Source organism: Mesorhizobium hawassense (genome assembly GCF_003289945.1).
GTDB lineage: Bacteria > Pseudomonadota > Alphaproteobacteria > Rhizobiales > Rhizobiaceae > Mesorhizobium > Mesorhizobium hawassense.
Window position 1 is genome coordinate 235936 of the sequence record NZ_QMBP01000004.1, and the last position, 23172, is coordinate 259107.

Sequence of the window (23172 nt, forward strand, 5' to 3'; positions counted from 1 at the left end):
CCTCATTTGACGATGCGTTCGGTGCCGAAGACGCCCTGCTCGACGACGAAGCGCCGGCAGTGGTCGATGAAAGCCTGCACCGTCAGCGTGCGATGCTCGGCATTGGGCAGCGCAATTCCCATGGTCAGCGGCCTGATGTCGCCCAGCAAGGGCACGAAGACCAGCAGCTTGCCGTCCGGCGACATGGTGTTGAGCGGCCGCATGTTGGCGATGCCGTAGCCGAAGCCGTTGGCCACCATCGAACGCATCACGGCGATGTCGCCGGTGCGCTCGGCGATCTTGGGCCGCAGGCCCTTGGGCTGGAAAGCCGAGAGGAAATATTCGCGGCTATAGGGCAGGTCGAGCAGCACCATCGGCTCGTCGACCAGTTCCTCGGGCGTGATGCCCGCCCTAGCCGCCAGGTGGTGCGCGGCCGGCAGCATCACATAGGCCGGCAACTGCATCAGCGGCTCGAAGGTCATGTCCTGCGACAGTTCGAGATCGTAGGTGAGCGCAGCGTCTATTTCGCCACGCTGCAGCATCTCGAACAATTGGCCCTGGTTGCGCTCGAACTGCCGGACGCGCACATCCGGATAGGCGTCCTCGAACTTTTTGCGCAGCGCCGGCAGCACGATCTGCGCGAAGGTGAGCAGGCAGCCGACCGCCAGCGGTCCGCGCACCTTTTCCGCGATGTCGCCGGCAATGTCGTGCAGCGCGTCGGCGTCGTTGAGCAGGCGCGCGGCTTCCTTGAGGAACAGGCGGCCGCCCGCCGTCAGTGCAAGGGCGTGCGAATGCTTGCGCACGAAGAGCTGGACGCCGAATTCCGCTTCGAGCTGCGCGATCGAGGCCGAGATCGACGGCGGCGAGACATTCACCTGCTCGGCCGCCTTGGCGATCGAACCTGCCTCGCCAACGGCGACGAAATATTCGAGTTGTCTGAGCGTGAAGCGGAGCGGCATGGCGCTATGTTGCCGGTTTGCACCCAGTGATCAAGTCGCGGCCGCTCCTCAGTACTTGATCCAGGTGGTCTTCAACGCGGTGTATTTGTCGAGCGCGTGCAGCGACAGGTCGCGTCCGAAGCCGGATTGCTTGACGCCGCCGAAGGGCGTCATCGGGCTCAGCGCATCGACGGTGTTCACCGATACGGTGCCGACCCGAAGCCGCTCGGCGACACGATGGGCGCGCGACAGGCTGTCGGTCCACAGCGACGCTGCCAGGCCATAGATGCTGTCATTGGCAATCCGCAGCGCCTCGTCTTCGCTGTCGAAGGCGATCACCGACAGCACCGGGCCAAAAATCTCGTCGCGGGCAAGCGGATCGTCGGGCGCGACATCGTCGAAGATCGTCGGCTGCACGAAACTGCCGCGGCCGTCGACCGCGACCCGATCGCCACCGGTGACCAGCCGGGCCGACTTCCTGCCGCCATCGATGAAGCGCATCACCGTCGCGGCGTGCCGCGCGTCCACCATCGCCCCCATCCGGGATGCCGGGTCGAGCGGGTCGCCCGGCTGCGACGCCGCCGCGCGCTCCGCCAGTTTCTCGACCAGCGCATCCTTGACGCTGCGCTCGACCAGAAGCCTGGAATTGGCCGAGCACACCTGCCCCTGGTTGAAGAAGATGCCGAAGGCAGCCATGTCGGCCGCGGCATCGAGATTCCCGCAATCCGCGAAGACCAGATTGGGACTCTTGCCGCCCGTCTCCAGCCAGACCTGCTTCATGTTCGACTGGCCGGAATACTGCAGGAACATCTTGCCGACGGCGGTCGACCCGGTGAAGGCAAGGCAATCGACATCCATATGGCGGCCAAGCGCCTGGCCGGCCGTCTCGCCGAGGCCCGGCACCACATTGAGCACGCCGGCGGGCAGGCCGGCCTCCATGGCGAGCTCCGCCAGCCTGAGCGCCGAGAAAGGTGACTGCTCGGCCGGTTTCAGCACCACCGAATTGCCGGCCGCCAGCGCTGGCGCGCATTTCCAGGTCGCCATGTCGAGCGGGAAATTCCAAGGCACGACGGCGCCCACGACCCCGAGCGGTTCCCGCCGCACCAAAGCGAGGTCGCCCTGCCCCGTCGGCGCCACCTCGTCATAGACCTTGTCGATCGCCTCGGCGTACCACTGGAAGATCGCCGCCGAGCCCGGCACGTCGATGCTGGCGGCATCCTTGACCAGCTTGCCCATGTCCAGCGACTCCAGCAGCGCGAGCTCCTGCAGGTTCTCGCGCAGCAGCTGCGCCAACCGCAGCAACACCTCCTTGCGATGCGCGGGGCTCGTTCGCGACCAGACGCCGGCCTCAAAACTGCGGCGCGCCGCGGCGACGGCAAGGTCGATGTCCTCCTCGCCGCAGGAGGCGACCTCGGCGAGCGTCGCTCCCGTGGCCGGATTGATGCTGGCGAAGGTCCGGCCGGAGCGCGCCGGCACCGCCTTGCCGTCGATGAAGGCCTTGTCGCGGAAACGGATCGCCGACGCCTTGCCGATCCAATCCTCGTGGCTGAGTTGGCTCATGCTGGTTCCAGACTGTCGGGGCTACTCGTCGCCGGGAACGCCGTAGCTCGGCGCATCGGACGGGTTCAGGGCGCGGGTGACATAGGCGTCGAGCTGGGGCTTGTAGATCTCCCACAGCGTTGCCAGTTGCTCGATCGGGCAGTCCTCGGTCCAGTCGCAACGCAGGTCGGCGACGGGCCACGACACATCGCGCACCAGCTTCATGCCGGCGGAACGGACCGGCCCTGCCTCGCCGCCGGCCTTGAGCGCGGCGCGCATGGTGGCGATCAGCCGGTCGCCGAGATCGCCTTCGGAGGCAAGGAAAGCGTCGACCATGGCCTGCGGGATGCCTTCATTCGCAAGCAGGTTACCGCCGCAGGCGACGTCCTCGCCGCGCGCCTCGGCCCAGATGCCGAGCGCTTTCGGCCCCGAATGAATGGCGCTGCCGCCGGCCACATCGACCGCCAGGACCTGCCGGTATTCGCTGAAAGCGGCGGTACGCTTGATGATCGCGACGGCCTCGGCGGCTGAGGCGCCGCGCGTCATCAGTTCCAATGCCCGCGGCCCGAGCGTCGGGTCGGTGACGTTCTGGCTGGCGACCGCGCCGACGCCGGCCTGCGCGTAGGCGCAGCGGGCCGCGACCGCGGGAGACGACGAGGACACCGCCACCCCGAACATGCCTGTGCGCCGGCATCGCGCGACGATGGAGAAGGTCATGGCGCTCAGTCCGGGATGACGGCGGTGCCGTCGATCTCGACCAGCCAGTCCGGCCGCGCCAGGGCCGACACCACCAGGCCGGTCGAAACCGGATGGACGCCCTTGATGTATTCGCCCATCGTCCGGTAGACGGCTTCGCGGTGGCGGACGTCGGTGATGTAGACCACCACCTTCACCAGATGCTCCATCGTGCCGCCGCACTCCTCGATCAGCTGCCTGATGTTCTGCATGACCTTGTGGGTCTGCTCGACCGGATCGTGGCTGTCGATATTCTTGGCCGTGTCGAGATCCTGCGGGCACTGCCCCCGCAGATAGACAGTGCGGCCGCCGCGCGTGACGACCGCCTGGCAGAGGTCGTTGTCGAGCTTCTGCTCCGGATATGTATCCTTCGTGTTGAATTTGCGAATTCGCGTATGCGCCATCTTGGTCTCCATGAAGTCGGGCTCGCAGCTTTTGGTCAGGCGTCCACGGGCTCGCGCGTCGCGGCGGCGTGATAGGCGAGATATTTGCGCTGCGTCGAAATACGGTCGGCCACGTGCTTGGCATCATGCCAGACGCCCCAGATGAAACTCGATCCCCTGCGCGACTGCCAGGGCAGCCCCAGGAAATAGATCCCCGGCTCGACCGAGACGCCGCGCTGGTGCCTTGGCCGGCCCTTCTCGTCGAAGGTATCGACCTTCAGCCAGCTGTAATCGACGGCAAAGCCCGTCGCCCAGATGATCGACGTCACCCCGGCCTCGGCCAGATCGAGCTCGAGGATCGGATTGGTCACGCATTCCGGGTCCGAGCCGATTTTGCGGAGGTCAGGCTCTTCCGGAAGGTCGAGGCCGTTGCGCGCGACATAGGCGTCGGCTTCGTCGAGCAGCGACATCAGATTGGCGTCGCCCCGGGCAATGTTTTTGGCAAGGTCGGGCGCGAAGCTCATCACGCCGTCCTGGTAGGTCTTGGCCATGCCGACCAGCGTCATCCCCTGCGCGGCCAGGCGACGGAAATCGATCGTCTCGCCGCCGCGCGCACCGCTGACGGCGATCGTCACATGTTCCGTACCGGGTCCGGGGGTTTCGAGGTCCCACTTGCCGAGAACGCCCAGCCACCAGCAGAAGTCGCGCCCGCGATAGGCGCGCGGCGGACGGTCATGCGCGCCGACGGAGAGATAGACGCGCCGGCCGGCGCGCTGGAGCTCGTCGGCAATCTGGACGCCCGAGGATCCCGCGCCGACCACCAGCACCGCGCCTTTCGGCAACTGGGCCGGATTGCGGTAGGCGCTGGAATGTATCTGCAGGATGCCTGCGTCCGCGGGTACGAGAGGCGGGATGACAGGGACCTGGAAAGGTCCGGTCGCGGCCACGATACTGTTGGCTTCGATCACGCCATTCGACGTCTCGACGCGGAATCCTGGACGGCCGGCATTCTTCTGCACCGACTTGACCTCGACGCCGCAGCGGATCGGCGCATCGATCCGCTCGGCGTAGGCGGCGAAATAGTCGGCAACCTCCTCCTTGGACGGAAACCCATCGGGGCCGGTCACGGGAAACTCCATGCCCGGGAACCGGTCGTGCCAGGCAGGACCGTTGGCGACCAGCGAGTCCCAGCGCTGCGAGCGCCAGCGCTCGGCAATGCGGCCGCGTTCGAGGACCAGGTGAGGCACCCCGCATTTGCTCAGGTGCTCGCTCATGGCCACCCCGGCCTGGCCGCCGCCGACGACAAGCGTGTCTACCTTCTCAACCGACATGCTCAGTCCTTTTTCTGACCATCCGACAGCTTCCGCTGCGCGGGATGAAGTCGATCTTGGGCGGATGGCGCATGCAGACGGGCTGCGCCATCCGGCCGCTTCTCTACTGGCGCCCACAAGTAGCAGCACGTGCCGGCGCGCGCCCATAACGAATCTCCGAAGTCACGCGTAACCATTTCCGAATTTCTCGCGCCGATGGACGAACCTACAGTTCCAGCGGTGGGATCGGCGCCGCCGCATGAGGTGGCGGGCGAGCCAGGCACGTGTCGGCGCGGAAACTGGTTCCGGAACAGGGATGCGATCCGTTCCGTCATGCCTCGAGCGCCGGCATTCTCCAGGGGGCTGGGCATGCAGACTGAGAATTTCGACTACATCGTCGTCGGCGCCGGCTCGGCCGGTTGCGTGGTCGCCAATCGGCTGAGCGCCGATCCATCCGTCAGGGTATGCCTGACCGAGGCCGGCGGCAGCGACGACAGTCTGCGGGTGAAGGTGCCGGCCGGCATCCTGTCGCTCTACGGCAACCCCAGTTACGACTATTGTTTCGTCGGCGTGCCGCAACAGCATCTCAACAACCGCAGCATTCCGGTCAATCGCGGGAAGGCGCTGGGCGGATCCAGCTCGATCAACTCGATGGTCTATATTCGCGGCGCCGCCGAGGACTACGACGAGTGGGCCGGTCTCGGCTGCGCCGGCTGGGCTTACCGCGACGTGCTGCCGGTGTTCAGGAAGCTGGAGCGCAATCTCCTCGCCCAGGACCCGCGCTATCACGGCGCCGACGGCGAACTGCTGGTCGACAATCCGCGCGACCCGAACGTGCTTTCGGGCATGTTCGTCAAGGCCGGGAAAAATGCCGGCCTGCCCGCCAATCCCGACTTCAACGCCGAGAGCCAGTTCGGCCTCGGCATCTACAACGTCACGCAGGATCGGGGACAGCGCTTCAGCAGCTTCAGCGCCTTCATGCGTCCCGTGCTCGATCGCAGGAACCTGACGGTGCTCAGCGAATGCGAGGTGATCGATCTGGTCATTTCCGAGGGCCGCGCCACGGGAATGCGCGTGCGGCATGACGGCCGGCAGAAGCAGCTCTCGGCCAGCCGCGAGATCGTGCTTTCGGCTGGTGCCATCAACTCGCCCAAGATCCTGATGGCCTCCGGCATCGGGCCGGCAAGTGAACTTCGGCAGATCGGCATCACGCCGGTTCTCGATCTGCCCGGCGTTGGCAAGAACCTGCAGGACCATGTCGACGGCATGATCACCGTGCGCTCCAGGAGCACCAGGACGCTCGGCCTGTCGCTTACCAACCTGCCGCGCGTCGCGGCGGCGCCCTTCCAGTATTTCGCGCGCCGCAAGGGCATGCTCACCACCAATTATGTCGAGGCCGGCGGCTTTGCCAAAACCCGGCACGCCAACGGCCTGCCCGACATCCAGTTCCATTTCGTGCCCGGATATCGCAGCCATCGCGGCAGGCTGATCGAATACGGCCATGGCTACGCCATTCACACCTGCGTGCTCCGGCCGAAAAGCGTGGGCGAGATCAAGCTCTCACGCGACAGTTCCCGACGCGACGTTCTCATCGATCACCGCTTCTTCGCGGATGAGGAGGACGCCATGGTGCTGGTCGAAGGCATCAAGATCGCGCGCCGGATCCTTGCCGCATCCGAGTTCGACGAGGTGCGCGGCAAGGAGATGCTTCCGGGCAAGGATATAAGCAGCGACGACGAGATCCTCGCCTATCTGCGCGCCGAAGCGCTGACGGTCTATCACCCGGTCGGAACCTGCAAGATGGGAACGGACGACATGGCCGTCGTCGATCCGGGGACGCTCACGGTGCGCGGCGTGGAAGGGCTTAGGGTCGCGGATGCCTCGATCATGCCGAAGCTGATCGGCGGCAACACCAACGCGCCGAGCATGATGATCGGCCAGAAGGTTTCCGAGATGATCCTCGGTTCGGCACATAGCGGCCAAAGGTAGAGATCGCCTCGGCCTTCGACGTTTGGGGGCAGTTCAGCGTTTGCGCGCAGAACTGCCCCCAACTCCTTGCGTATGCTCGCGATTGCTCTCAGTGATCCTCGTCGATCTCGTCGTGCAAAAGGCCAAGGATGCGGCGCTTGAGCGCGATGAAGTCGGGCTCGAGGATCACGTCCATCGAGCGCGGCCGCGGGATGTCGACCTTGATCTCGGCCTTGATCTTGCCAGGCCTCGCCGTCATCACCAGAACGCGGTCGCCCAGCACCAGCGCCTCGTCGATGTCGTGGGTGACGAAGAGCACGGTCTTCTGCTGGCGCTCCCAGACGCGCAAGAGCAGCTTCTGCATGGTGCCGCGCGTCTGGCTGTCGAGCGCGCCGAACGGCTCGTCCATCAACAGGACGGCCGGGTCGTTGGCGAGCGCGCGCGCAATCGCCACGCGCTGCTTCATGCCGCCTGAGAGCTGCGCCGGGTAATGGTCGGCGAAGGGCGCAAGGCCGACCTCGTCGAGATACTGGTCGACGATCTGCCTGCGCTGTTCCGCCGGCAGGCCCTTGCGCTTGGGCCCGTATTCGATGTTGGCGCGCACGGTGAGCCAGGGAAACAAGGTGTAGCTCTGGAACACCATGCCCCTGTCGGGACCGGGTTCGATCACTTCCCTGCCGTCGACCTTGATGGTGCCTGAAGTTACATCGTTGAGGCCGGCCGCAAGATAGAGCAGGCTGGATTTGCCGCAGCCCGAAGGGCCGACGATGACGCAGAACTCGTTTTTGGCAACCTTCAGCGAAACGTCGTCCAGCGCTAGCACGCCATTGGCGTCGCCGTAACGCAGTGTCACGTCCTCGATGGCCATCGTGGTGCCGGCCGACCGCGGATCGCCGGCTGCATGGGCGGTACCTGCCGGATTGTTCGCCTTGATGGATTCGCTCATGGCCCTTGATCCGACTGCGGTTTGCGAAGATGCGTTCAGGATCAAGCTGCCCATGGCGCGACCCTCGCTCGGATGATGCGGAATGCCGTGTCGGTGATGAGGCCGAGAAGCCCGATCGCGGCGATCGCCATGAAGATCACATCGACCTGGAAGCCGCGCATCGCCTTGAGGCTGATATAGCCAAGCCCGCTCGACGCCGCGACGAGCTCGGCCACGACGAGATATGTCCACGCCCAACCCATGGTGACGCGAAGCGTGTCGAGGATCGCGGGAAGCGCTGCCGGGAAAATGACATGCCACACCGCTTCGCTGCGCCTGGTGCCGAGCGTGTAGGAGGCGTTGACCAGGTCCCTCGATACGCTGCGCGCACAGTCGGAGATCATCACCAGCTGCTGGAAGAACGTGCCGAAGAAGATCACCGCTATGCGCTGCTCGATGCCGATGCCGATCCACAGGATGAACAAAGGCACGAAAGAGGTGACGGGCAGATAGCGGATGAAGTTGACCAGCGGCTCAAGCGGCGCCTGCACAGCCCGGTAGGTGCCCATCCACAGCCCCAGCGGCACCGCGATCACCGAGGACACGATGAAGCCCAGGATCACCACCTTGGCACTGGTCAAGGTGTGGTAGAACAGGCTGCCGTCCAGGGACATGCGATAGGTCGTCTGCAGCACCGTTCCGGGTGTCGGCAGGAACATGTTCGGCACGACGCGGCCGTAGGACAGCAAAGCCCACCCGCCGATCACGACGACCCACATCGCCAGCGCGAGCGTCGTTGCCGTGCTGGCGGGAATGTTGGCGAATGGGGTCGTCAGGCGCGTCCACGCCGTCCGCCTCTGAGCCATTAGATGGCCTCCGTTGATTTAAGCGCCAAACCCTGGCTTCGGGAAAGCAGGGACGGCCCCGAGAGGCCGACCAATCCGGGCTTTCGGAAAAGCGGGGCCGGCCGGTCCAGGCCAGCCCCGACGATCTCAAAAGCTCACTGTTCCTTGATGAAATCGGTGTCGAGGATGGTTTTGGCGTCGATCGTCATCTTGAGCTTGCCGGCCTTGCCCCAGATGTCCTGCGCGAAGTTCACCAGGTCGGAGGCTTCGCTCTTCTCGGGTGTGCCGAAGAATTGCAGGTTGCGATCGCGGTCGTAGTAGCGCACGCCCTTGGCGCCGGCGGCGAAATCCTCTGGCTTTTCGAGATAGCCGCCAATGCCCTTGGCCATGATCTCATAGGCCTTGTCCGGGTTGGTCTTGATGTAGTCGACCGCCTTGTAATAGCCCTTGATCAGAGCCTTCACGTCCTCCGGATGCTTCTCGATCAGATCGCATTTGAGCGCGATCACATCGACGATCAGGCCAGGAGTCGTGGTGGAATCGATCAGCACCTTGCCCTTGCCGCCCTTGCGGACTTCGGTGAGGTGCGGCTCCCAGGTCACGGCGGCGGGAACCTGGCCGGCGATGAACGCGGTCGCGGCGTCGTCCGCGGTCATGTTGGTGATGGTGACGTCGTCCTCGGTCATGCTTTCCTTTTTCAGCAGCACGTTGAACCAGAATTCGGAAATCGAGCCCTCGTTCAGGGCCACCTGCTGGCCCTTCAGATCTTTGAGCGACTTGACGTCTGCCTGTGTGACGACCCCGTCGCCGCCATGGCTGTCGTCGAGCGCCAGCACATATTTGAAGCAAAGCTCGTCCGAGCGGTACTTCATCAGCTCGTCGACGGTGGAGGCCGCGCCGTCGAGGTCGCCACCGGCCACCGCTGCCATGTAAAGCGCTGATTCTTCGATGATCTTCAGGTCGACATCGACGCCGGCTTCCTTGAAGTAGCCGAGGTCGCGGGCAAGAAACAGCGGCCCATAGCCGACCCAGGTGGTCATGCCGAGGCGAATGGCGCCGGCGTCGGCGGGAGCGGCAAGCCCCAGGCCGAGCAGGCCCGCGCCGACCGCGGTCATCAAGCAATTTCGGAATGTCTTCATTGTCGTGGTTCCCCATGGCTGTTGCCGGCATCGGCCCATCCAGTGGCCAATGCCGGGCGGTGTTTCGGCAGCCGCTCTCTTGTTGTGCGTCGCCTCCCAGGCGAGCCTTGCGTGTTCTTAGGCTCCGCAAGAGAGCATTCGGGCCAGACCGCCAAAAGAAGTCTTTTTCTGTCCTTTGCTTCGCCGAAACCGAAGCAGCGGGCCATTCCTCGTCGACGGGCTTATGGCAGCGCGGGCGGCCGCGGTTCCGGCGGCGCGTCGGAGGCTGGATAGCGGGCGACTCCGGCCACCCTTGCTTGATTATTTCCGGCCTGACGGTCGTCGAGGATCGGCCTGCACGCCATCGCGGCTTGCGCCATCCGATTCGCTGTCGGCAATCAGCGAAAGGTAACGCTCGAGCGCCTTCGCGAACTTGGCGTGCCAAATCTCGTGCGCGGTACGCAGATCACCGTCGCGCAAGCTCTTGAAAAGCTTGACCACATACTTCTCGGCGTCGCCTTTCCGGTCTGTGTAGACGACCCCCAGCTGTTGGTTGAAGCGCCGCACGTCCGCCGTCAGCTCGGAAAAGTAGCGAATGGTCCGCTGCAGCCCCGTCGCATCGATGATCGCCTGCTGGAACTCGAGATCGTTTCGGACCGTCTCGGCCTGACTGTCGAGGTTGGCAAACTTGACGGCGTTCTCAGCCAATTTTTCGAGCCGCTTGAGCTCGGCCGGGACCAGGCGGCCTGGCTCCGCGAGCAGATGATCCAGGGCAATTTTTCCCAGCGCCATGCGGATGTTGTAGACTTCAATGACGCTGTCCGCATCAACCGCGCTGACGGATGCTCCCTTGTTCCGCTTGAGCTCGACGAACCCCTCGCGGGCAAGCAGGCGCAAGGCTTCCCGGACCGGATGCCGGGACACGTTCAGCATGTCGGTGAGTTGCTGCTCGACCAGCCTGTCACCCGGCTTGAAGTGCCCGGCAATGATCGCCTTGCGGATTTGCTCCGCGGCGAACTGCGTGCTTTCCATCTGCGTCATGGGAGCCATGATGGCGCCGGTTTCATTTGCATGTCGCATCAAGAGCCTCCCAAGGCGACCGCAGGAGATCGGCTGCACAGGCATTCGGAATGTAGACTATATACGAATATGATCCCCTGATGAGAAGAATTCGCGCCCGAGGCCATCGAGAGGCGGCTGAGGCAGCACGCGCTCGACCTGGCCTTGTTCAACCTTCCCCCGGGAGACTGGGCTTCCGGCGAGCGCGGCATTGCCGCCTTGCCTAACCGTTTCGAAGAATTCCGGTCAGGCGTCGACAAGGCGCTGGACTACGCGCAAGCGACAGGCGCGCGCTCGCTCCACATGATGGCCGGTCTTGCCGATCCGTCAGACGCCGATACGGCAAGAAGCTACCGGCGGGCGGTGGACTTCGCCGCGCCAAAGCTGGCGGCCCACGGCCTGAACCTTCTCCTGGAACCGATCAACGGCCGCAGCATGCCCGGCTACTTGCTGAACGATTTTGCGCGCGCCGCGGCACTGATCGAGGAACTCGACCAGCCGAACCTCAGGCTTCAGTTCGACGTCTTCCATCGCCAGATCATGCATGGCGACATCACCGAGAGCTTCCGCTGTCTGCGGCCGATGATCGGGCATGTGCAGATCGCCGGCGTGCCCGCGCGACACGAGCCGGACGCCGGCGAGGTCGACTACCGGTACTTCTTCGAACTGCTCGAAAGGAGCACCTACTCCGGTTTCGTCGGCTGCGAGTATCAGCCCGCCGGTTCGACGACGTCCGGCCTTGGCTGGTTCACGCCATACCGGAGACGCCGCAAATGACGGTCGTCCTCGCAGCCATCGCCGATGACTACACGGGCGCCTCCGACCTTGCCAACACCTGGCGCAAATGCGGTCTTCGAACGGCCCAGACCATAGGCATCCCGACCGACCGCGGCCTGTTCGAAACCATCGATGCGCTTGTGGTCTCGCTGAAGATCCGTGCCGCGCCGGCAGTCGACGCGGTCGCGAGAGCGCTGGAGGCCGAGGAATTCCTGCGGCGGATCGGCGCCCGCCACGTCATGTACAAGATCTGCTCGACCTTCGATTCGACCGACGCCGGCAATATCGGTCCGGTCACCGATGCGCTGATGGAGCGGGCCGGACAGGACTGGGCCGTCGTCACGCCGGCATTCCCGGAAGCCGGACGCACCGTCTACAAGGGACACCTCTTCGTCAACGATGTCCCGCTCGACGAAAGCCCTTTGCGCCATCACCCCATGAACCCGATGCACGACGCCAATCTGGCGCGCGTTCTCACCAGGCAGTCGAAGCATGCGGTCCATATGCTCGATGTCCAAACGGTCACCCTCGGCCCGGATCGTTGCAGGGCGAAAATCGCCACCATGCCCGGACGGCGGAAGTCGATTATCGTCGACGCCATAGGCGACCACGATCTCGATGTCCTGGGAGGAAGATTGGCATTCTCCGGCGCCGTTTCGACAGGCGCCTCCGGGCTCGGCGGTGGGTTAGCCAAAGCGGTTCTGAGCGAGCGCCCAGCCGAAGGATCGATGGCGAAGCTTGCCGCCGTCGGCGGCCGGGCGGCAGTCATTGCCGGCAGCTGTTCCGCCCGCACGCTGTAGCAAATCGATGCCGCCGAGAGACAGATGCCGGTTCTGCGCCTCGATCCCCGTCATATCGTGACCGGTGGAAGCGTCGTCGAGGACGCCCTCGATTTCGCGCGACGCCATCTCGAGGCCGGGCCGGTGCTGATCGCAGCCTCCGGCAGCCCCGAGGCGGTTGCGGCCATTCAGCAGGCGTACGGCAAGCACGAGGCCGGGCAGGCGATCGAGAACGCGTTGGCGGAAATCGCCATCGGTCTTGTCGAAACCGGCGTTCGCCGACTGGTGGTCGCGGGCGGCGAAACCTCGGGCGCCGTGGTCGACAGGCTGGCGATCGGAGCGTTCGAGGTCGGCGACGAACTTGCCGCCGGAGTGCCGATGCTGCGCACCATCGGACATCCAGGAGGCGATCTGGCGATGGCGCTCAAGTCCGGCAATTTCGGCGGTGTGGACTTCTTCGCGGAAGCGCTGTCCCGGCTCGCCTGAAATCAGGGGAGACGCCGACACTGGAGATCCCCCTATCCTGCCGGTGCTTATCGACCCTGGTGTAACCATCAACGACCGGAGACCATCATGACCAGAAGCTTTGAAGGCAAGACCATCGTCGTATCGGGCGCGGCAGGCGGGGTCGGCCGAGCTGCTGTTGCACTCTTCATCGAAAGCGGCGCCCGGGTATGCGCAACCGATATCAGCCCGGCCGTTGCCGATCTGGAACGGGACGCGCCTGGCGACATCGTCGCGGTTGCCGCGGACGTCACCAAGGCTGCCGACGTCGAGAATATATTCGCGACGGCCGAGCAGCGGCTCGGCCCGGTCGACGTGCTCGTCAGCAATGCCGGCTTCATCATTTCCAAGTCCGTGCACGACACCAGCGAGGACGAGTGGGACCGCGTCATGAACGCCAATGCCAAATCCTTCTTCCTGATGTCGAGGCGCGCGCTGCCGTCGATGCTCGCGCGCGGCAACGGCTCGATCGTGGCGACGGGATCGATTTCGAGCGTCGTCGGCTTGCCGGAACAGGCGGCCTATTGCGCCGCCAAGGGCGCCCTCCTGCAACTGGTGCGGCAGATGGCCGTGGACTATGCCTCACACGGCATCCGCGTGAACGCCGTGGGAGCGGGATCCATCAATACGCCGTTCCTCACGCGCTACCTCGAAGGCCTGGATGACCCGGCCGCCGGCGAGGCGGCGATCAAGAGCGCGCATCCGATTGGCCGCTGGGCCGAGCCCAGGGAAATCGCCGACGCGATCCTCTATCTGGCGGGCCCGAACGCCTCTTTCGTGACCGGGCATATTTTGATGGCCGATGGTGGCTGCAGCGCTCGCTAGAGCAAAGGCGCGAAGCGGTTGGGCTCGGCTGCTGCGCCGTTGCCTCTATTCGGAATTGCGTAAAAACAAAGAGATAGAGCAGCTCGGCGTTTCCGCGAAACGCGGAAACATTCTAAGCCGCTGGTCCAGCGGCGATCCAAGTCGGAAGGATCGCCGCCGGGCAAGTATTCCCCTTACTGCAGTTTGGCCTGCAGCGCGTTGACATCATCCGTGGTCATCTCGCCGTCGGTCGTGACCTTGCCGTCGACGATCTTCCACAGCCGGAATGGCCCGGTGATGTCGCCATATTTGTCGAAGGAAACCGGGCCGATGACACCTTCGTAGCGGATCGGCTTGCCGTCCTTGATCAGGCCGAGCGCCTTGGCGAATTCCTCCTTGCCGGCATAGATCGGCGCGCCTTGCGGATCGACCGCCTTGTACATGGCGTCCTTGATCTTGGCCGGGTCGTCGGAACCGGCGATGGCGATGGCAAGCCCGACAATGGCGCCGGCGTCGTAGGAACGGTCGGCGGCCGGGTTCGACGGCTCGATGCCGGAGAAATCCTTGTAGTTCTTGTTGAAATAGTCGGTCGACGCGGTCGGGCTGGTGCCGGAGGACGTGCCATAGGCATCCTTGAGATAATCGGCCCCGACGGAGTCGATGAAGTCGGGGCTGTTCATGCCGTCATTGAGCAGGAACTTCTGCACGCCGCCCTGCGAGATCCAGGTGCGGGCGACGGTGGCGCCGTCGACCGGCGTGCTGACGAGATAGAGTCCGTCCGGCTCGCCGGCCATCGCCGCCGTCACTTCCGAGGCGTAGCTCGACTGCTTCTCGTTGTAGGGCGTGTCGGAGACGATGGTGCCGCCGAGCGCCTTATAGGCGCGCGAGAACTCGGCCACCATGTTGACGCCGAAGTCGTTGTTGACGTGGATGATCGACAGTTTCTTGAAGCCCTTGTCGACGGCGTATTTGGCGGCGGCCACGCCCTGCAGGGCATCCGAGGTTATGGTGCGGAAGAAGATGCCGTTGGTCTTGCCGTCGCGGCCGAGCGCGGTCAGCGTCGGCGACGAGGAAGCGGGCGAGACCTGGACGATCTTCGCCGGCGCGGTCACCGAGGTGAGGATCGGGATCGACACCGAGGAGATGATGCCGCCGATGATCACAGGCACCTTCTTGACCTGCACGAGCTGGGTCGCGGCGTCGACCGCGACATTGCCTTGGCTCTGGCTGTCGCGCGTGTCGGTCGCGAGGTCGCAGCCGCGCACGCCGCCGGCGGCATTGATGTCGCGGAAGGCCATCTCGACCGACTTGGCGCCGGCCTGGCCATATTCGCCGGCCGGGCCGGTCAGCTCCATGACGAGGCCGACGGTGATCTTGCAATCGGCGGCGTGAGCCGCACCGGCCACCGTGACGAGAGCGAGCGCGGTGGTGATTTTCAGTATCGTGCTTCTCATTGTTGTTCCCCTTGAGTTACTCGACTGTGGTCTGATCTCTCGAGCCTGTTCAGCGTTCCGGCACCTGCAGCCAGGTCTCATGCAGATGTCGCCATTCGACGCCGTTGGGCGCCGATGAACTGGTGGTGAAGACGGCGCTCGACCGGCGGCGGCTGCGCTTGCCGTCGCGCAACTGCGCCTCGACATAGAGGACGACGATCGTGTCGTCGGTTCGCCAGCCGGGCCTGATGTCCTCGATCGAGATGGCAAAGCCGTCATCGCAGGTGGCGCGGCTTTGCCAGACATGGTCGATGACCGCATCGCGATCGAGGATCGCGCCGCTCGGCGCGATCATGGTCAAGTCTTCGCCCATGACGGCTTCGAAGCGGCCGAAGTCGACGGTGTCGGCACGCGCGGCGACGAACCAGTCGACGAAGAAGCGGTGCAGATCGACAATCTCGGTGCTGGCGCGGGAAAACAGCGAGGCCTCCTGGCTCATGGCGCTCACACCCGGCCTGCGTTCAAATTGTAGTGCATGATCGAGCCGTGGCGGCCATGGCGGTCGCGCTCCAGCGCGTAGACGTCGCCTTCGAGACCCGGGCTTTGCGCGATCACGGCGCCGATCGCCGCCTTGTCGTCAGGGCTCAGTTGCAGGTCCATGATTGCCGCGTTGGCAAGCGCATGCGCCTGGTTGCGGGCGCCGACGATGACGGCGGCCACCCGCGGCTGTTGCAGCACCCAGGCGCTGGCGATGGTGGCGATGTCGACGCCGTGGCGGTCGCCGACCGTCTTCAAAGCCCGCAGCAATTGCTGGAAAAGGTCCCAGCCGCCGAAGTCGTCGATGATCAATTTGTATTTGACCAGCGAGCGGTTCTCGAGCGGCGTCGCCGGTTCGGCAGCGCCAAGCCATCGATCGCTGAGGAAGCCGCCGGCGACGGAACCGTAGCACAGGAAATGCATGCCATGCTGCTTCGCCAGTGCGGCAAGGCTTGCCGCCGGTCGCTGGTCGAGCACGGAATATTGCAGTTGCTGGCTGACCAGCGGAATGCCTGCCGCCAGGATCTCGGCGAGCCGTAGCGTGTCGAAATTGGTGGTGCCGAGATTGCGCAACTTGCCTTCGAGCCGCAGCTCGTTCAGCCAACCCATCGCTTCGACATAGCGGGGCTGAGCATAGTCCCACCAATGGAACTGCACGAGGTCGATGCGCTCGGTCTTCAGCCTGCGCAGCGACTGGTCGACGATGCCCCTGATGTAGTCGCGGCTGATGCCGGCCAGCCTTTCGAGATCGGGAACCAGCTTGGTGTGAACCTTCATCCTGGCGGCGGCATCGAGACCGCGTTCATTGGCGAGCCGCAGCCGCGCGGCGCCGATCAGCTCCTCGACGCCGGTATAGATGTCGGCGCAGTCGTAGGTGAAGATGCCGGCGTCGAAAGTGGCGATCAGATCGGCCACCGCCTGCTCGCGGTCTATCGCGCCATGGCCGCCGGCCAGTTGCCAGCCGCCACGAATGACGCGCGAGATGGTATAGCCGGTGGCTAGCTCGAAAGTCCTGGCGGTCATTTGTGCTCCGTCTTCCCCGGCATCGGCACCGCCGTCGTTTCGGCATGGCTGAACCGCCGCTTGGCCACCCTGACGATTCTCAGCCGGCTGGCGCAGTTCGGGTCGGGACAGGCAATCTCGGCGTCCGACGTCATCCAGTCGTTGGCGTGCGTCGGCCGCTGCTTGGCCGCGAGCAGCGGCAGCACGGCGGCAATGGAATAGATCGAAAAGCCCTGCCCCGCCGGCAGCGACAGCATCTCGCCCTTGAGTTCGAAATAGTCGCCGGCCTTGGCGCCGCAATAGATCGGCTTGCCCTCGGGAATGACCGCTTCGACGCGCAGGTCGAAGAGCTCGAAACTGTCGTCAGCCATTTGAGGCCTCCACCAGGCTGAACGAGATGTCGCACGCGCCGTTGCGGCGGATGATTCCGCAGGCGGCGGCGAGCTGCTCGCGCTGTTCGGGCAGCACCTGCGCCACCACGCTGCCGGCGAGCCAGCCGATCGGGAAGAACAGGCGCGCGTCCTGGCCGTAGAACAGGCCGATGTCGAAGATCGCGTTCGGATTGCCGCCCCACATGCGTGGCGGCACATAGGAGAGCACGATGTCGCCGGGCTGCGGCGTCAGGGTGGCGTTCTCAGCAGGCAGCGGCCGGGCGTAGCTCTGTCCATGAAGATGCGGCGGCGGCACAGGGCAGGAAATCTCGGGACCGGTCCACATCGCATGGATGCCGGCGACGACACGCGGCTCGGCCAGATAAGCCCACAGGAAGGCGGCGTTCTCGGGCGCCTTTTCCGGCAAAAGCAGCGCGGTCGCGGACAGGCCGGAACGCGGCTCGCTGATTTTTATGGCGCGTCGTGTCATGTCGCCTGCATCCCGGATTTCAGTTTGTCACGCAGGAAGGCGAAGGGCCGGCTGATGTCGGCGACCAGCGCCTCGCGCGCTGCCTTCGCGTCCTGCACCGCTAGTGCCGCGACGATGCTTCGGTGATAATGTGCGGTATCGACCTCGCCGGCTTCCGAAAAGGCGTAGATGGCGACACGGATGCACGGCCCCGATTGCAGCCAGAGGCTTTCGATCATCGGGATCAGCACCGCCGACCCGCAGGCGCGGTAGATCTCGAAATGGAAGCTCTGATTGAGCGTCACCTCGCGGTCGACGTCCTTCTTGTGCTTGAGCGCGCGGATCTCGTCCCATTCGCGCAACAGACCTTCGACCGTCGCGATCTGGCGCGGCCCCATGCGCGAGGCCGCGAGCGAGATCGCCTCGCCCTCGATCAGGATGCGGGCGCGCAACAGGTCGTCTATGCGATCCAGCGTGATCGGCGGCACGCGTACCGAGCGGTTGGGCAGCGCCTCGAGCGCCTTTTCCGTGATCAACCGTCCGAGCGCCTCGCGCACCGGCATGGTCGAGGTGACCAGCGCGTCGGCAAGGCCGCGTATCGTCAGCACCTGGCTCGGCTCGAACAGGCCGCCGATCAGAGCGCGGCGCAATTCGGAATAGACGCGATCCTGCACGGTCTCGCGGCCGACCGGCGCGAGCTGCGCGGCGATCACCTCGTTGTTGCGCTCGATAGCGGCCTTCTGCATGGCGCTCCCAATCTCGACCCTCTGGGGTCCGGCCGTTTTCAGTCTTGCGAAAGAAAATAAAGCCGAATAGCGTGATCAAAGCAAGTGTGATCACATATCAAAATATTCATGAGGCGGGAAACAACCGCTTCGGCCAGAGGGACTGATGAGCGAGACGGCAAGACAGCATGGGCCGCAGACCCATGCGCCGGTTCTGGCAGCCACCAACATCACCAGGCGCTTCGGCGGCCTGGTGGCAATCAACAATGTCTCGTTCGAGGTGCGGCCGGGCGAGATCCTCGGCCTGATCGGTCCCAACGGCGCCGGCAAGACGACGATGTTCGACCTGCTCGCCGGCAGCATCCTGCCGACCAGCGGCGAGATCCGGCTCAACGGCGCGCTGGTGTCGGGCGAGGCCGCGCATCTGCGCATCGGACGCGGCCTGGGGCGCACCTTCCAGATTCCGCGGCCGCTGCCCAATCTGACGCTGATCGAGAACGTCATGCTTGCCGCGCAAGGGCAGAGCGGCGAGCGGCTGCTCGCCAATTTTCTCACGCCGTGGCGGGTCGCGGCCGAGGAGAAGGTGGCTGCGAAGAAAGCTGCCGATCTGCTGGAGCTCGTCTCACTCACCCGGCTGGCGCACGAGCCGGCGCGCGTGCTTTCCGGCGGCCAGCGCAAGCTGCTCGAGCTCGCCCGCGTGATGATGGCCGATCCGGCGATCATCCTGCTCGACGAGCCGGCCGCCGGCGTCAACGCCACGCTGCTCGAGGTCATCATCGACCGCGTCCGCGATATCAACCGGAGCGGCATCACCTTCCTGTTGATCGAGCACAACATCGACATGGTGACGCGGCTCTGCCATCGCGTCCTGGTGATGGCGAGCGGCGAGCTCCTGTGCGAGGGCACCGCCGACGAGGTGGCGCGCGACCCGCGTGTCATCGAGGCCTATCTCGGAGGCGCGGCATGAGCGAAACCGTGCTCGACGTGCGCGATCTCGAAGCCGGCTACGAGCCTGGCGTGCCGATCGTGCGCGGCGCCTCGATCACCGTCGACAAGGGCGAGATCGTCGTCGTTCTCGGGCCGAACGGCGCTGGCAAGTCGAGCCTGATAAAGGCCGTCGCCGGCCTTGTCCCGATCAGCCGGGGCACGGTGCTGCTCGACGGCAAGGACATCACCGCGGCGCCCGCCCACACCATGGTCCGCCTCGGCCTCGCCTTCGTGCCGCAGACCGAAAACGTCTTTCCGCTGATGTCGGTCGAGGACAATCTGAAGGTCGCCTGCGGCATCCTCGAGCGGCGCCAGGCGCCCGCCAGCATCGAGGAGATGTATGCGATGTTCCCCGACCTCGCGCGCCAGAAGCGGAGCGCCGCCGGCAATTTGTCGGGCGGCCAGCGCCAGATGCTGGCCGTGGCGCGGGCGCTGATCGTCCATCCCAAGGTGCTGGTGCTCGACGAGCCGTCGGCTGGCCTGTCGCCGAAATTCGTGGCGGTGGTGTTCGAGATGCTGGCAGCCATCCGCAAGTCCGGCGTCACCATCCTTCTGGTCGAGCAGAACGCCAAGGCAGCCCTTGCCATCGGCGACCGCGCCTATGTGCTTGTCGAGGGCAAGGAGCGGCATGAGGGCGTCGCCTCGACGCTGTGGGACGATCCTGTCGTCGCCGAGCTCTATCTCGGCCAGCGGCCGCTCAAGCGGGAAGCGGGAGGCGCGGCATGAGCCTGCAATTCATCGTCGACGGGCTGCTCGCCGGCTCGATGATCGGCCTCGGCGCCATCGGCGTGACGCTGACCTATTCGATCCTGCGCTTCTCCAATTTCGCTCATGGCGACTTCATGGCCTGGGGCGCCTATGCGACGCTGGTTTGCGTCGGCGCCATCGGCGCCCTGTTCGGCAAGGTGGCGCCGATCGCGCCGCTGTCCTTCGGCTGGCCGCTCATCCTCGGCCTGATCGTCGGCATGGCCTTCACCGCTTTGCTGGCGCTGCTGCTCGACAAGCTGCTCTTCTCGCGGCTGCGCCGGCAGGAACAGGCGATCATTGTCGTCATGGGCAGCTTCGGCGCCTCGATGGCGCTGAGAAGCCTGCTCGAATTCGTCTTCACCTCGCGCCCGACCTATTTCAGCCGCGCCATCCAGATCGCCATGCCGGTCGGCCTTGGCATCCGCATCACGCCCGACCAGATCGCGCTGCTCTTCCTAACAGCTGCGTTGGTGCTCGGCGTGCACCTTCTGACGACCCGCACCCAGACCGGCCGCTCCATGCAGGCGATGAGCCAGAACCCGGCCCTTGCCCGCATCGCCGGCATCGACGTCGCCGGCGTCGTGCGGGTCACCTGGGTCATCGGCGCGGCACTTGCCTGCGTCGCCGGCGTGATGATCGGCGTCTTGGTGCAGATCCGTCCGCTGATGGGCTTCGACATGCTGCTGCCGATGTTCGCCGCCGCCATCCTCGGCGGCATTGGCAGCATTCCGGGCGCCGTGGTCGGCGGCCTGATCATCGGCCTCGCCGAAGCCGGCGCGGTACAGCTGATCGGCGCTGAATGGCGCGCCGCGGTTTCCTTCATCATCCTGATGGCAGTGCTCATCGTGCGCCCCATCGGGCTCTTCGGGGTGCGCGAGAGATGATCGATCTGGTGGGCTACGGCGCCTTCTTCCTGACGACGGCATTGATCTTCTCGCTGATCACGCTGGGCCTCAACCTGCAATGGGGACTGACCGGCCTGTTCAATGTCGGCCTCGCCGGCTTCGTCGCCATCGGAGCCTACACGTCCGCGCTCTTGACCACGCCCGACGATCCCGCGCGACTGGGCGGCCTTGGCCTGCCGATCGTCGTCGGCTGTCTGGGCGCGATGGTCGTCGGCGGTCTGGCCGCGGCCCTCACCGGCTTCGCCACGCTGCGCCTCAGATCCGACTACCTGGCCATCACTACCTTCGGCGTCGCGGTGGTGGTGCAACTTGTGGCGCTCAATGCGCAGACGCTGACCGGCGGACCTTTCGGCATCGGTTTCATTCCACGCCCGTTCGGCGGCCTTGCCGAAACACCGCTGCTCTTCAATCTGACTAACCTCGCCATCGTCCTGGCTGTGACGCTGGCCGCATATCTTGCGCTGGAACATCTCGCGCACAGCCCCTGGGGCCGGGTGCTGAAGGCGCTGCGCGAGGACGAACGCGCGGCGGTCTCGCTCGGCAAGAGCGCGCGCTTCTATCGTGTCCAGGCCTTTGCCGTCGGCGGAGCGATCATGGCGCTTGCCGGCGCGCTGCAGGCGCATTTCATCGGCTTCATCGCGCCCGACAACTACCTGTCGATCCTCACCTTCCAGGTCTGGGTGATGCTGATCGTCGGCGGCTCCGGGAGCAACGCCGGCGCCGTTGCAGGCAGCGTGCTGGTCTGGGCGATATGGGCGGGCTCGGGCGCGCTCACCAGCGTGCTCTTCGCTCCGGAACAACAGGCACGAGCCGCATCTCTGCAAATCGTCGCCATCGGCGTTATGCTGTGCGTCATCCTGCTGGTTCGGCCAAACGGCCTGTTCGGTCAACGTCCACGGCAGGTTCGTTTCGGCAAAAAGGCGAAGGTCATCGCCGGCGAAAGCGGATCCTGAACGCAATGGCGCGGCAGGAGGCGCTTTCCCTGTGGCACGCGGTCAGCCGCGATCGCCATGCCCGGCCAATGCTGGATGAGAGGCTCGATGTCGACCTTGCCATCGTCGGCGGCGGTTTCACCGGCCTGTCGACCGCGCTCCATACCGCCGGCAAAGGCCTTTCGGTGGCTGTCGTCGAAGCCGAAATCATCGCCTGGGGGGCGACCGGCCGCAACGCGGGCTTCGTCGTCCCGAACTTCGCCAAGATGGATCCGGACGCCATAGTGACGCATCTCGGCGCGGAGCGCGGCGAGCGGCTGATCGGGTTCGCCGCAAGCAGCGCCGACCTCGTCTTCAACCTGATCGACAAGCACGGCATCGCCTGCGACGCGGTGCAGAACGGCTGGATACAGGCGGCGCACTCACCGGCTGCTCTCGAAACGATCCGGTCCCGCGCCCGGCAATGGGCGAAGCGCGGCAGGCCGGCGGTCATGCTCGACCGACAACAAACCGAGGCGATGACCGGCGCACGCTTCTATGTCGGCGGCTGGATGGACCGCTCGGGCGGCGTGCTCAATCCGGTCGGATTCGCGCGCGGATTGGCCGATGCGGCCGAAAAAACCGGCGCGCGGATTTTCGAGCACACGCGCGTCGCATCGATCGACCGCGCGTCCGACGGCTGGACGCTGAAGATGCCGTCGGGTTCACTGCGTGCCGGCAAGGTGCTGATCGCCACCAACGCCTATGGCGGCGCGCTCAATCCGACATTGCGGCGGACCTATTTTCCACTGAAGGTTTTCCAGATCGCGACGGCGCCGCTGTCGTTGAGGATGCGAGAGCGCCTGCTGCCCGGCGGTCAGGGTTTTTCCGACACCAGACGCAATCTTCTCACCTTCCGCTTCGATGCCCAGAACCGCCTGATCAGCGGCGGCATGCATGTGGTAGGCGCGGGCGCCGACGGGCGCGTGCCGCAAACAATCTGGCGGCGACTTTCGACGTGTCTGGAGCTGCCTGACTTGCCGCCGCTCGAGTACAGTTGGTCGGGGATAGCCGCCGTCGAGCCGGATTTCCTGCCGCATCTGATTGACCTCGGCCCGGGTCTGATCGCCGCGCGCGCCTGCAACGGTCGCGGCATCGCCATGACCACGGCCATGGGCAAGGTGCTGGCCGACTGGGCGGCCGGGACAGAAGCCCGCGACCTGCCGCTGCCATTCGCGCCGCCGGCGCCGATCCCGTTCCACGGCCTGCTGCGCTATGCGCCCAACATTCTGTTGCCGTGGAGCATGCTGCGCGACCGGCTGGATCGGACCGGTTAGGACAGATTTCGAACAGCCTGTAGCAGCCGCCTGCTACCAGCTACGCACTTTTTCGTGCTAGCCAACGAACGAATGGCGAACCCCG

At 65.2% G+C, this 23172-nt stretch carries 22 protein-coding genes and 2 pseudogenes; 9 read left to right on the forward strand and 15 right to left on the reverse strand.

Annotated features, from left to right (window positions below):
• Positions 1 to 2: 2 nt before the first annotated feature.
• From DPM33_RS11260 to DPM33_RS11280, 5 genes are read right to left on the reverse strand one after another with little or no spacing between them, the layout of a single operon-like run.
• A complete protein-coding gene (locus tag DPM33_RS11260; RefSeq protein WP_112097500.1) occupies positions 3 to 938 on the reverse strand; it encodes a LysR family transcriptional regulator in 936 nt (311 codons plus the stop codon).
• Positions 939 to 986: 48 nt separating this feature from the next.
• Complete coding sequence (locus DPM33_RS11265) at positions 987 to 2477, reverse strand: aldehyde dehydrogenase (protein ID WP_112097501.1); 1491 nt, start codon at positions 2475 to 2477, stop codon at positions 987 to 989.
• Between the two features lie 21 nt (positions 2478 to 2498).
• Complete coding sequence (locus DPM33_RS11270) at positions 2499 to 3173, reverse strand: DUF1028 domain-containing protein (protein ID WP_112097502.1); 675 nt, start codon at positions 3171 to 3173, stop codon at positions 2499 to 2501.
• Positions 3174 to 3178: 5 nt separating this feature from the next.
• Positions 3179 to 3595 carry a RidA family protein gene (locus DPM33_RS11275; protein WP_112097707.1) on the reverse strand — a complete coding sequence of 139 codons (417 nt, stop codon included), beginning with the start codon at positions 3593 to 3595 and terminating at the stop codon, positions 3179 to 3181.
• A gap of 35 nt (positions 3596 to 3630) precedes the next feature.
• Complete coding sequence (locus tag DPM33_RS11280) at positions 3631 to 4905, reverse strand: flavin-containing monooxygenase (RefSeq protein WP_112097503.1); 1275 nt, start codon at positions 4903 to 4905, stop codon at positions 3631 to 3633.
• 348 nt (positions 4906 to 5253) lie between these two features.
• On the opposite strand from DPM33_RS11280, the gene DPM33_RS11285 reads away from it, so the two are divergent.
• Positions 5254 to 6873: a GMC family oxidoreductase gene (locus DPM33_RS11285; protein ID WP_112097504.1), complete on the forward strand. Its 1620-nt coding sequence runs from the start codon at positions 5254 to 5256 to the stop codon at positions 6871 to 6873.
• A gap of 88 nt (positions 6874 to 6961) precedes the next feature.
• Here the strand turns inward: DPM33_RS11285 and DPM33_RS11290 are convergent, their stop codons facing one another.
• The 4 genes from DPM33_RS11290 to DPM33_RS11305 form a co-directional block, all read right to left on the reverse strand.
• Complete coding sequence (locus tag DPM33_RS11290) at positions 6962 to 7720, reverse strand: ABC transporter ATP-binding protein (RefSeq protein WP_208648390.1); 759 nt, start codon at positions 7718 to 7720, stop codon at positions 6962 to 6964.
• 119 nt (positions 7721 to 7839) lie between these two features.
• Positions 7840 to 8643 (reverse strand): ABC transporter permease, encoded by an 804-nt coding sequence (locus DPM33_RS11295; protein ID WP_112097506.1) that lies wholly within the window; start codon positions 8641 to 8643, stop codon positions 7840 to 7842.
• A 134-nt stretch (positions 8644 to 8777) separates the two neighbouring features.
• Positions 8778 to 9737, reverse strand: a complete 960-nt coding sequence (locus tag DPM33_RS11300; RefSeq protein WP_245442076.1) for an ABC transporter substrate-binding protein — start codon at positions 9735 to 9737, stop codon at positions 8778 to 8780.
• A gap of 324 nt (positions 9738 to 10061) precedes the next feature.
• Positions 10062 to 10820, reverse strand: coding sequence for a GntR family transcriptional regulator (locus DPM33_RS11305; RefSeq protein ID WP_245442077.1), 759 nt, complete (start codon positions 10818 to 10820; stop codon positions 10062 to 10064).
• 87 nt (positions 10821 to 10907) lie between these two features.
• Here DPM33_RS11305 and DPM33_RS11310 point away from each other — a divergent pair.
• The 3 genes and pseudogenes from DPM33_RS11310 to DPM33_RS11320 form a co-directional block, all read left to right on the forward strand.
• A pseudogene (locus DPM33_RS11310) lies at positions 10908 to 11576 on the forward strand (hydroxypyruvate isomerase family protein); the annotation flags it as partial.
• Positions 11573 to 12841 (forward strand): annotated as a pseudogene (gene otnK / locus DPM33_RS11315) (3-oxo-tetronate kinase). The pseudogenes DPM33_RS11310 and otnK, both read left to right, overlap by 4 nt.
• A gap of 87 nt (positions 12842 to 12928) precedes the next feature.
• The gene (locus DPM33_RS11320; RefSeq protein WP_112097509.1) at positions 12929 to 13684 is read left to right on the forward strand and encodes an SDR family NAD(P)-dependent oxidoreductase; all 756 of its coding nucleotides are present in this window, start codon (positions 12929 to 12931) and stop codon (positions 13682 to 13684) included.
• A gap of 173 nt (positions 13685 to 13857) precedes the next feature.
• Here the strand turns inward: DPM33_RS11320 and DPM33_RS11325 are convergent, their stop codons facing one another.
• Genes DPM33_RS11325 through DPM33_RS11350 form a run of 6 tightly spaced genes read right to left on the reverse strand, consistent with a single transcriptional unit; the run spans position 13858 to position 18221 of the window.
• On the reverse strand, positions 13858 to 15117 hold the full coding sequence (locus tag DPM33_RS11325) for an ABC transporter substrate-binding protein (RefSeq protein ID WP_112097510.1): 1260 nt from the start codon (positions 15115 to 15117) through the stop codon (positions 13858 to 13860).
• Positions 15118 to 15166: 49 nt separating this feature from the next.
• Complete coding sequence (locus DPM33_RS11330; protein ID WP_112097511.1) at positions 15167 to 15595, reverse strand: DUF4440 domain-containing protein; 429 nt, start codon at positions 15593 to 15595, stop codon at positions 15167 to 15169.
• Between the two features lie 5 nt (positions 15596 to 15600).
• A complete protein-coding gene (locus DPM33_RS11335; RefSeq protein WP_112097512.1) occupies positions 15601 to 16656 on the reverse strand; it encodes an aldo/keto reductase in 1056 nt (351 codons plus the stop codon).
• Positions 16653 to 17006 carry a TIGR04076 family protein gene (locus DPM33_RS11340; RefSeq protein WP_112097513.1) on the reverse strand — a complete coding sequence of 118 codons (354 nt, stop codon included), beginning with the start codon at positions 17004 to 17006 and terminating at the stop codon, positions 16653 to 16655. The genes DPM33_RS11335 and DPM33_RS11340 overlap by 4 nt, the downstream gene beginning before the upstream one ends.
• Complete coding sequence (locus DPM33_RS11345; RefSeq protein ID WP_112097514.1) at positions 16999 to 17496, reverse strand: DUF3830 family protein; 498 nt, start codon at positions 17494 to 17496, stop codon at positions 16999 to 17001. The genes DPM33_RS11340 and DPM33_RS11345 overlap by 8 nt, the downstream gene beginning before the upstream one ends.
• Positions 17493 to 18221, reverse strand: coding sequence for a GntR family transcriptional regulator (locus DPM33_RS11350; protein ID WP_112097515.1), 729 nt, complete (start codon positions 18219 to 18221; stop codon positions 17493 to 17495). Before DPM33_RS11350 ends, DPM33_RS11345 begins: the two co-directional genes overlap by 4 nt.
• 145 nt (positions 18222 to 18366) lie before the next feature.
• On the opposite strand from DPM33_RS11350, the gene DPM33_RS11355 reads away from it, so the two are divergent.
• Genes DPM33_RS11355 through DPM33_RS11375 form a run of 5 tightly spaced genes read left to right on the forward strand, consistent with a single transcriptional unit; the run spans position 18367 to position 23087 of the window.
• Positions 18367 to 19167, forward strand: a complete 801-nt coding sequence (locus DPM33_RS11355) for an ABC transporter ATP-binding protein (RefSeq protein WP_112097516.1) — start codon at positions 18367 to 18369, stop codon at positions 19165 to 19167.
• Entirely contained in the window at positions 19164 to 19913 is a 750-nt protein-coding gene (locus tag DPM33_RS11360; protein ID WP_112097517.1) for an ABC transporter ATP-binding protein, read from the forward strand. The genes DPM33_RS11355 and DPM33_RS11360 overlap by 4 nt, the downstream gene beginning before the upstream one ends.
• Positions 19910 to 20818: a branched-chain amino acid ABC transporter permease gene (locus tag DPM33_RS11365; protein WP_112097518.1), complete on the forward strand. Its 909-nt coding sequence runs from the start codon at positions 19910 to 19912 to the stop codon at positions 20816 to 20818. The genes DPM33_RS11360 and DPM33_RS11365 overlap by 4 nt, the downstream gene beginning before the upstream one ends.
• On the forward strand, positions 20815 to 21792 hold the full coding sequence (locus tag DPM33_RS11370; protein WP_167449024.1) for a branched-chain amino acid ABC transporter permease: 978 nt from the start codon (positions 20815 to 20817) through the stop codon (positions 21790 to 21792). The genes DPM33_RS11365 and DPM33_RS11370 overlap by 4 nt, the downstream gene beginning before the upstream one ends.
• On the forward strand, positions 21789 to 23087 hold the full coding sequence (locus DPM33_RS11375; RefSeq protein ID WP_112097710.1) for an NAD(P)/FAD-dependent oxidoreductase: 1299 nt from the start codon (positions 21789 to 21791) through the stop codon (positions 23085 to 23087). Before DPM33_RS11370 ends, DPM33_RS11375 begins: the two co-directional genes overlap by 4 nt.
• Positions 23088 to 23172 lie beyond the last annotated feature (85 nt).

Bases quoted from the DNA above. Each gene is read 5' to 3' on its own strand.
- DPM33_RS11260 (WP_112097500.1), bottom strand. From the start codon at position 938: ATGCCGCTCCGCTTCACGCTCAGACAACTCGAATATTTCGTCGCCGTT.
- DPM33_RS11265 (WP_112097501.1), bottom strand. From the start codon at position 2,477: ATGAGCCAACTCAGCCACGAGGATTGGATCGGCAAGGCGTCGGCGATC.
- DPM33_RS11270 (WP_112097502.1), bottom strand. From the start codon at position 3,173: ATGACCTTCTCCATCGTCGCGCGATGCCGGCGCACAGGCATGTTCGGG.
- DPM33_RS11275 (WP_112097707.1), bottom strand. From the start codon at position 3,595: ATGGCGCATACGCGAATTCGCAAATTCAACACGAAGGATACATATCCG.
- DPM33_RS11280 (WP_112097503.1), bottom strand. From the start codon at position 4,905: ATGTCGGTTGAGAAGGTAGACACGCTTGTCGTCGGCGGCGGCCAGGCC.
- DPM33_RS11285 (WP_112097504.1), top strand. From the start codon at position 5,254: ATGCAGACTGAGAATTTCGACTACATCGTCGTCGGCGCCGGCTCGGCC.
- DPM33_RS11290 (WP_208648390.1), bottom strand. From the start codon at position 7,720: ATGGCCATCGAGGACGTGACACTGCGTTACGGCGACGCCAATGGCGTG.
- DPM33_RS11295 (WP_112097506.1), bottom strand. From the start codon at position 8,643: ATGGCTCAGAGGCGGACGGCGTGGACGCGCCTGACGACCCCATTCGCC.
- DPM33_RS11300 (WP_245442076.1), bottom strand. From the start codon at position 9,737: ATGACCGCGGTCGGCGCGGGCCTGCTCGGCCTGGGGCTTGCCGCTCCC.
- DPM33_RS11305 (WP_245442077.1), bottom strand. From the start codon at position 10,820: ATGCGACATGCAAATGAAACCGGCGCCATCATGGCTCCCATGACGCAG.
- DPM33_RS11320 (WP_112097509.1), top strand. From the start codon at position 12,929: ATGACCAGAAGCTTTGAAGGCAAGACCATCGTCGTATCGGGCGCGGCA.
- DPM33_RS11325 (WP_112097510.1), bottom strand. From the start codon at position 15,117: ATGAGAAGCACGATACTGAAAATCACCACCGCGCTCGCTCTCGTCACG.
- DPM33_RS11330 (WP_112097511.1), bottom strand. From the start codon at position 15,595: ATGAGCCAGGAGGCCTCGCTGTTTTCCCGCGCCAGCACCGAGATTGTC.
- DPM33_RS11335 (WP_112097512.1), bottom strand. From the start codon at position 16,656: ATGACCGCCAGGACTTTCGAGCTAGCCACCGGCTATACCATCTCGCGC.
- DPM33_RS11340 (WP_112097513.1), bottom strand. From the start codon at position 17,006: ATGGCTGACGACAGTTTCGAGCTCTTCGACCTGCGCGTCGAAGCGGTC.
- DPM33_RS11345 (WP_112097514.1), bottom strand. From the start codon at position 17,496: ATGACACGACGCGCCATAAAAATCAGCGAGCCGCGTTCCGGCCTGTCC.
- DPM33_RS11350 (WP_112097515.1), bottom strand. From the start codon at position 18,221: ATGCAGAAGGCCGCTATCGAGCGCAACAACGAGGTGATCGCCGCGCAG.
- DPM33_RS11355 (WP_112097516.1), top strand. From the start codon at position 18,367: ATGAGCGAGACGGCAAGACAGCATGGGCCGCAGACCCATGCGCCGGTT.
- DPM33_RS11360 (WP_112097517.1), top strand. From the start codon at position 19,164: ATGAGCGAAACCGTGCTCGACGTGCGCGATCTCGAAGCCGGCTACGAG.
- DPM33_RS11365 (WP_112097518.1), top strand. From the start codon at position 19,910: ATGAGCCTGCAATTCATCGTCGACGGGCTGCTCGCCGGCTCGATGATC.
- DPM33_RS11370 (WP_167449024.1), top strand. From the start codon at position 20,815: ATGATCGATCTGGTGGGCTACGGCGCCTTCTTCCTGACGACGGCATTG.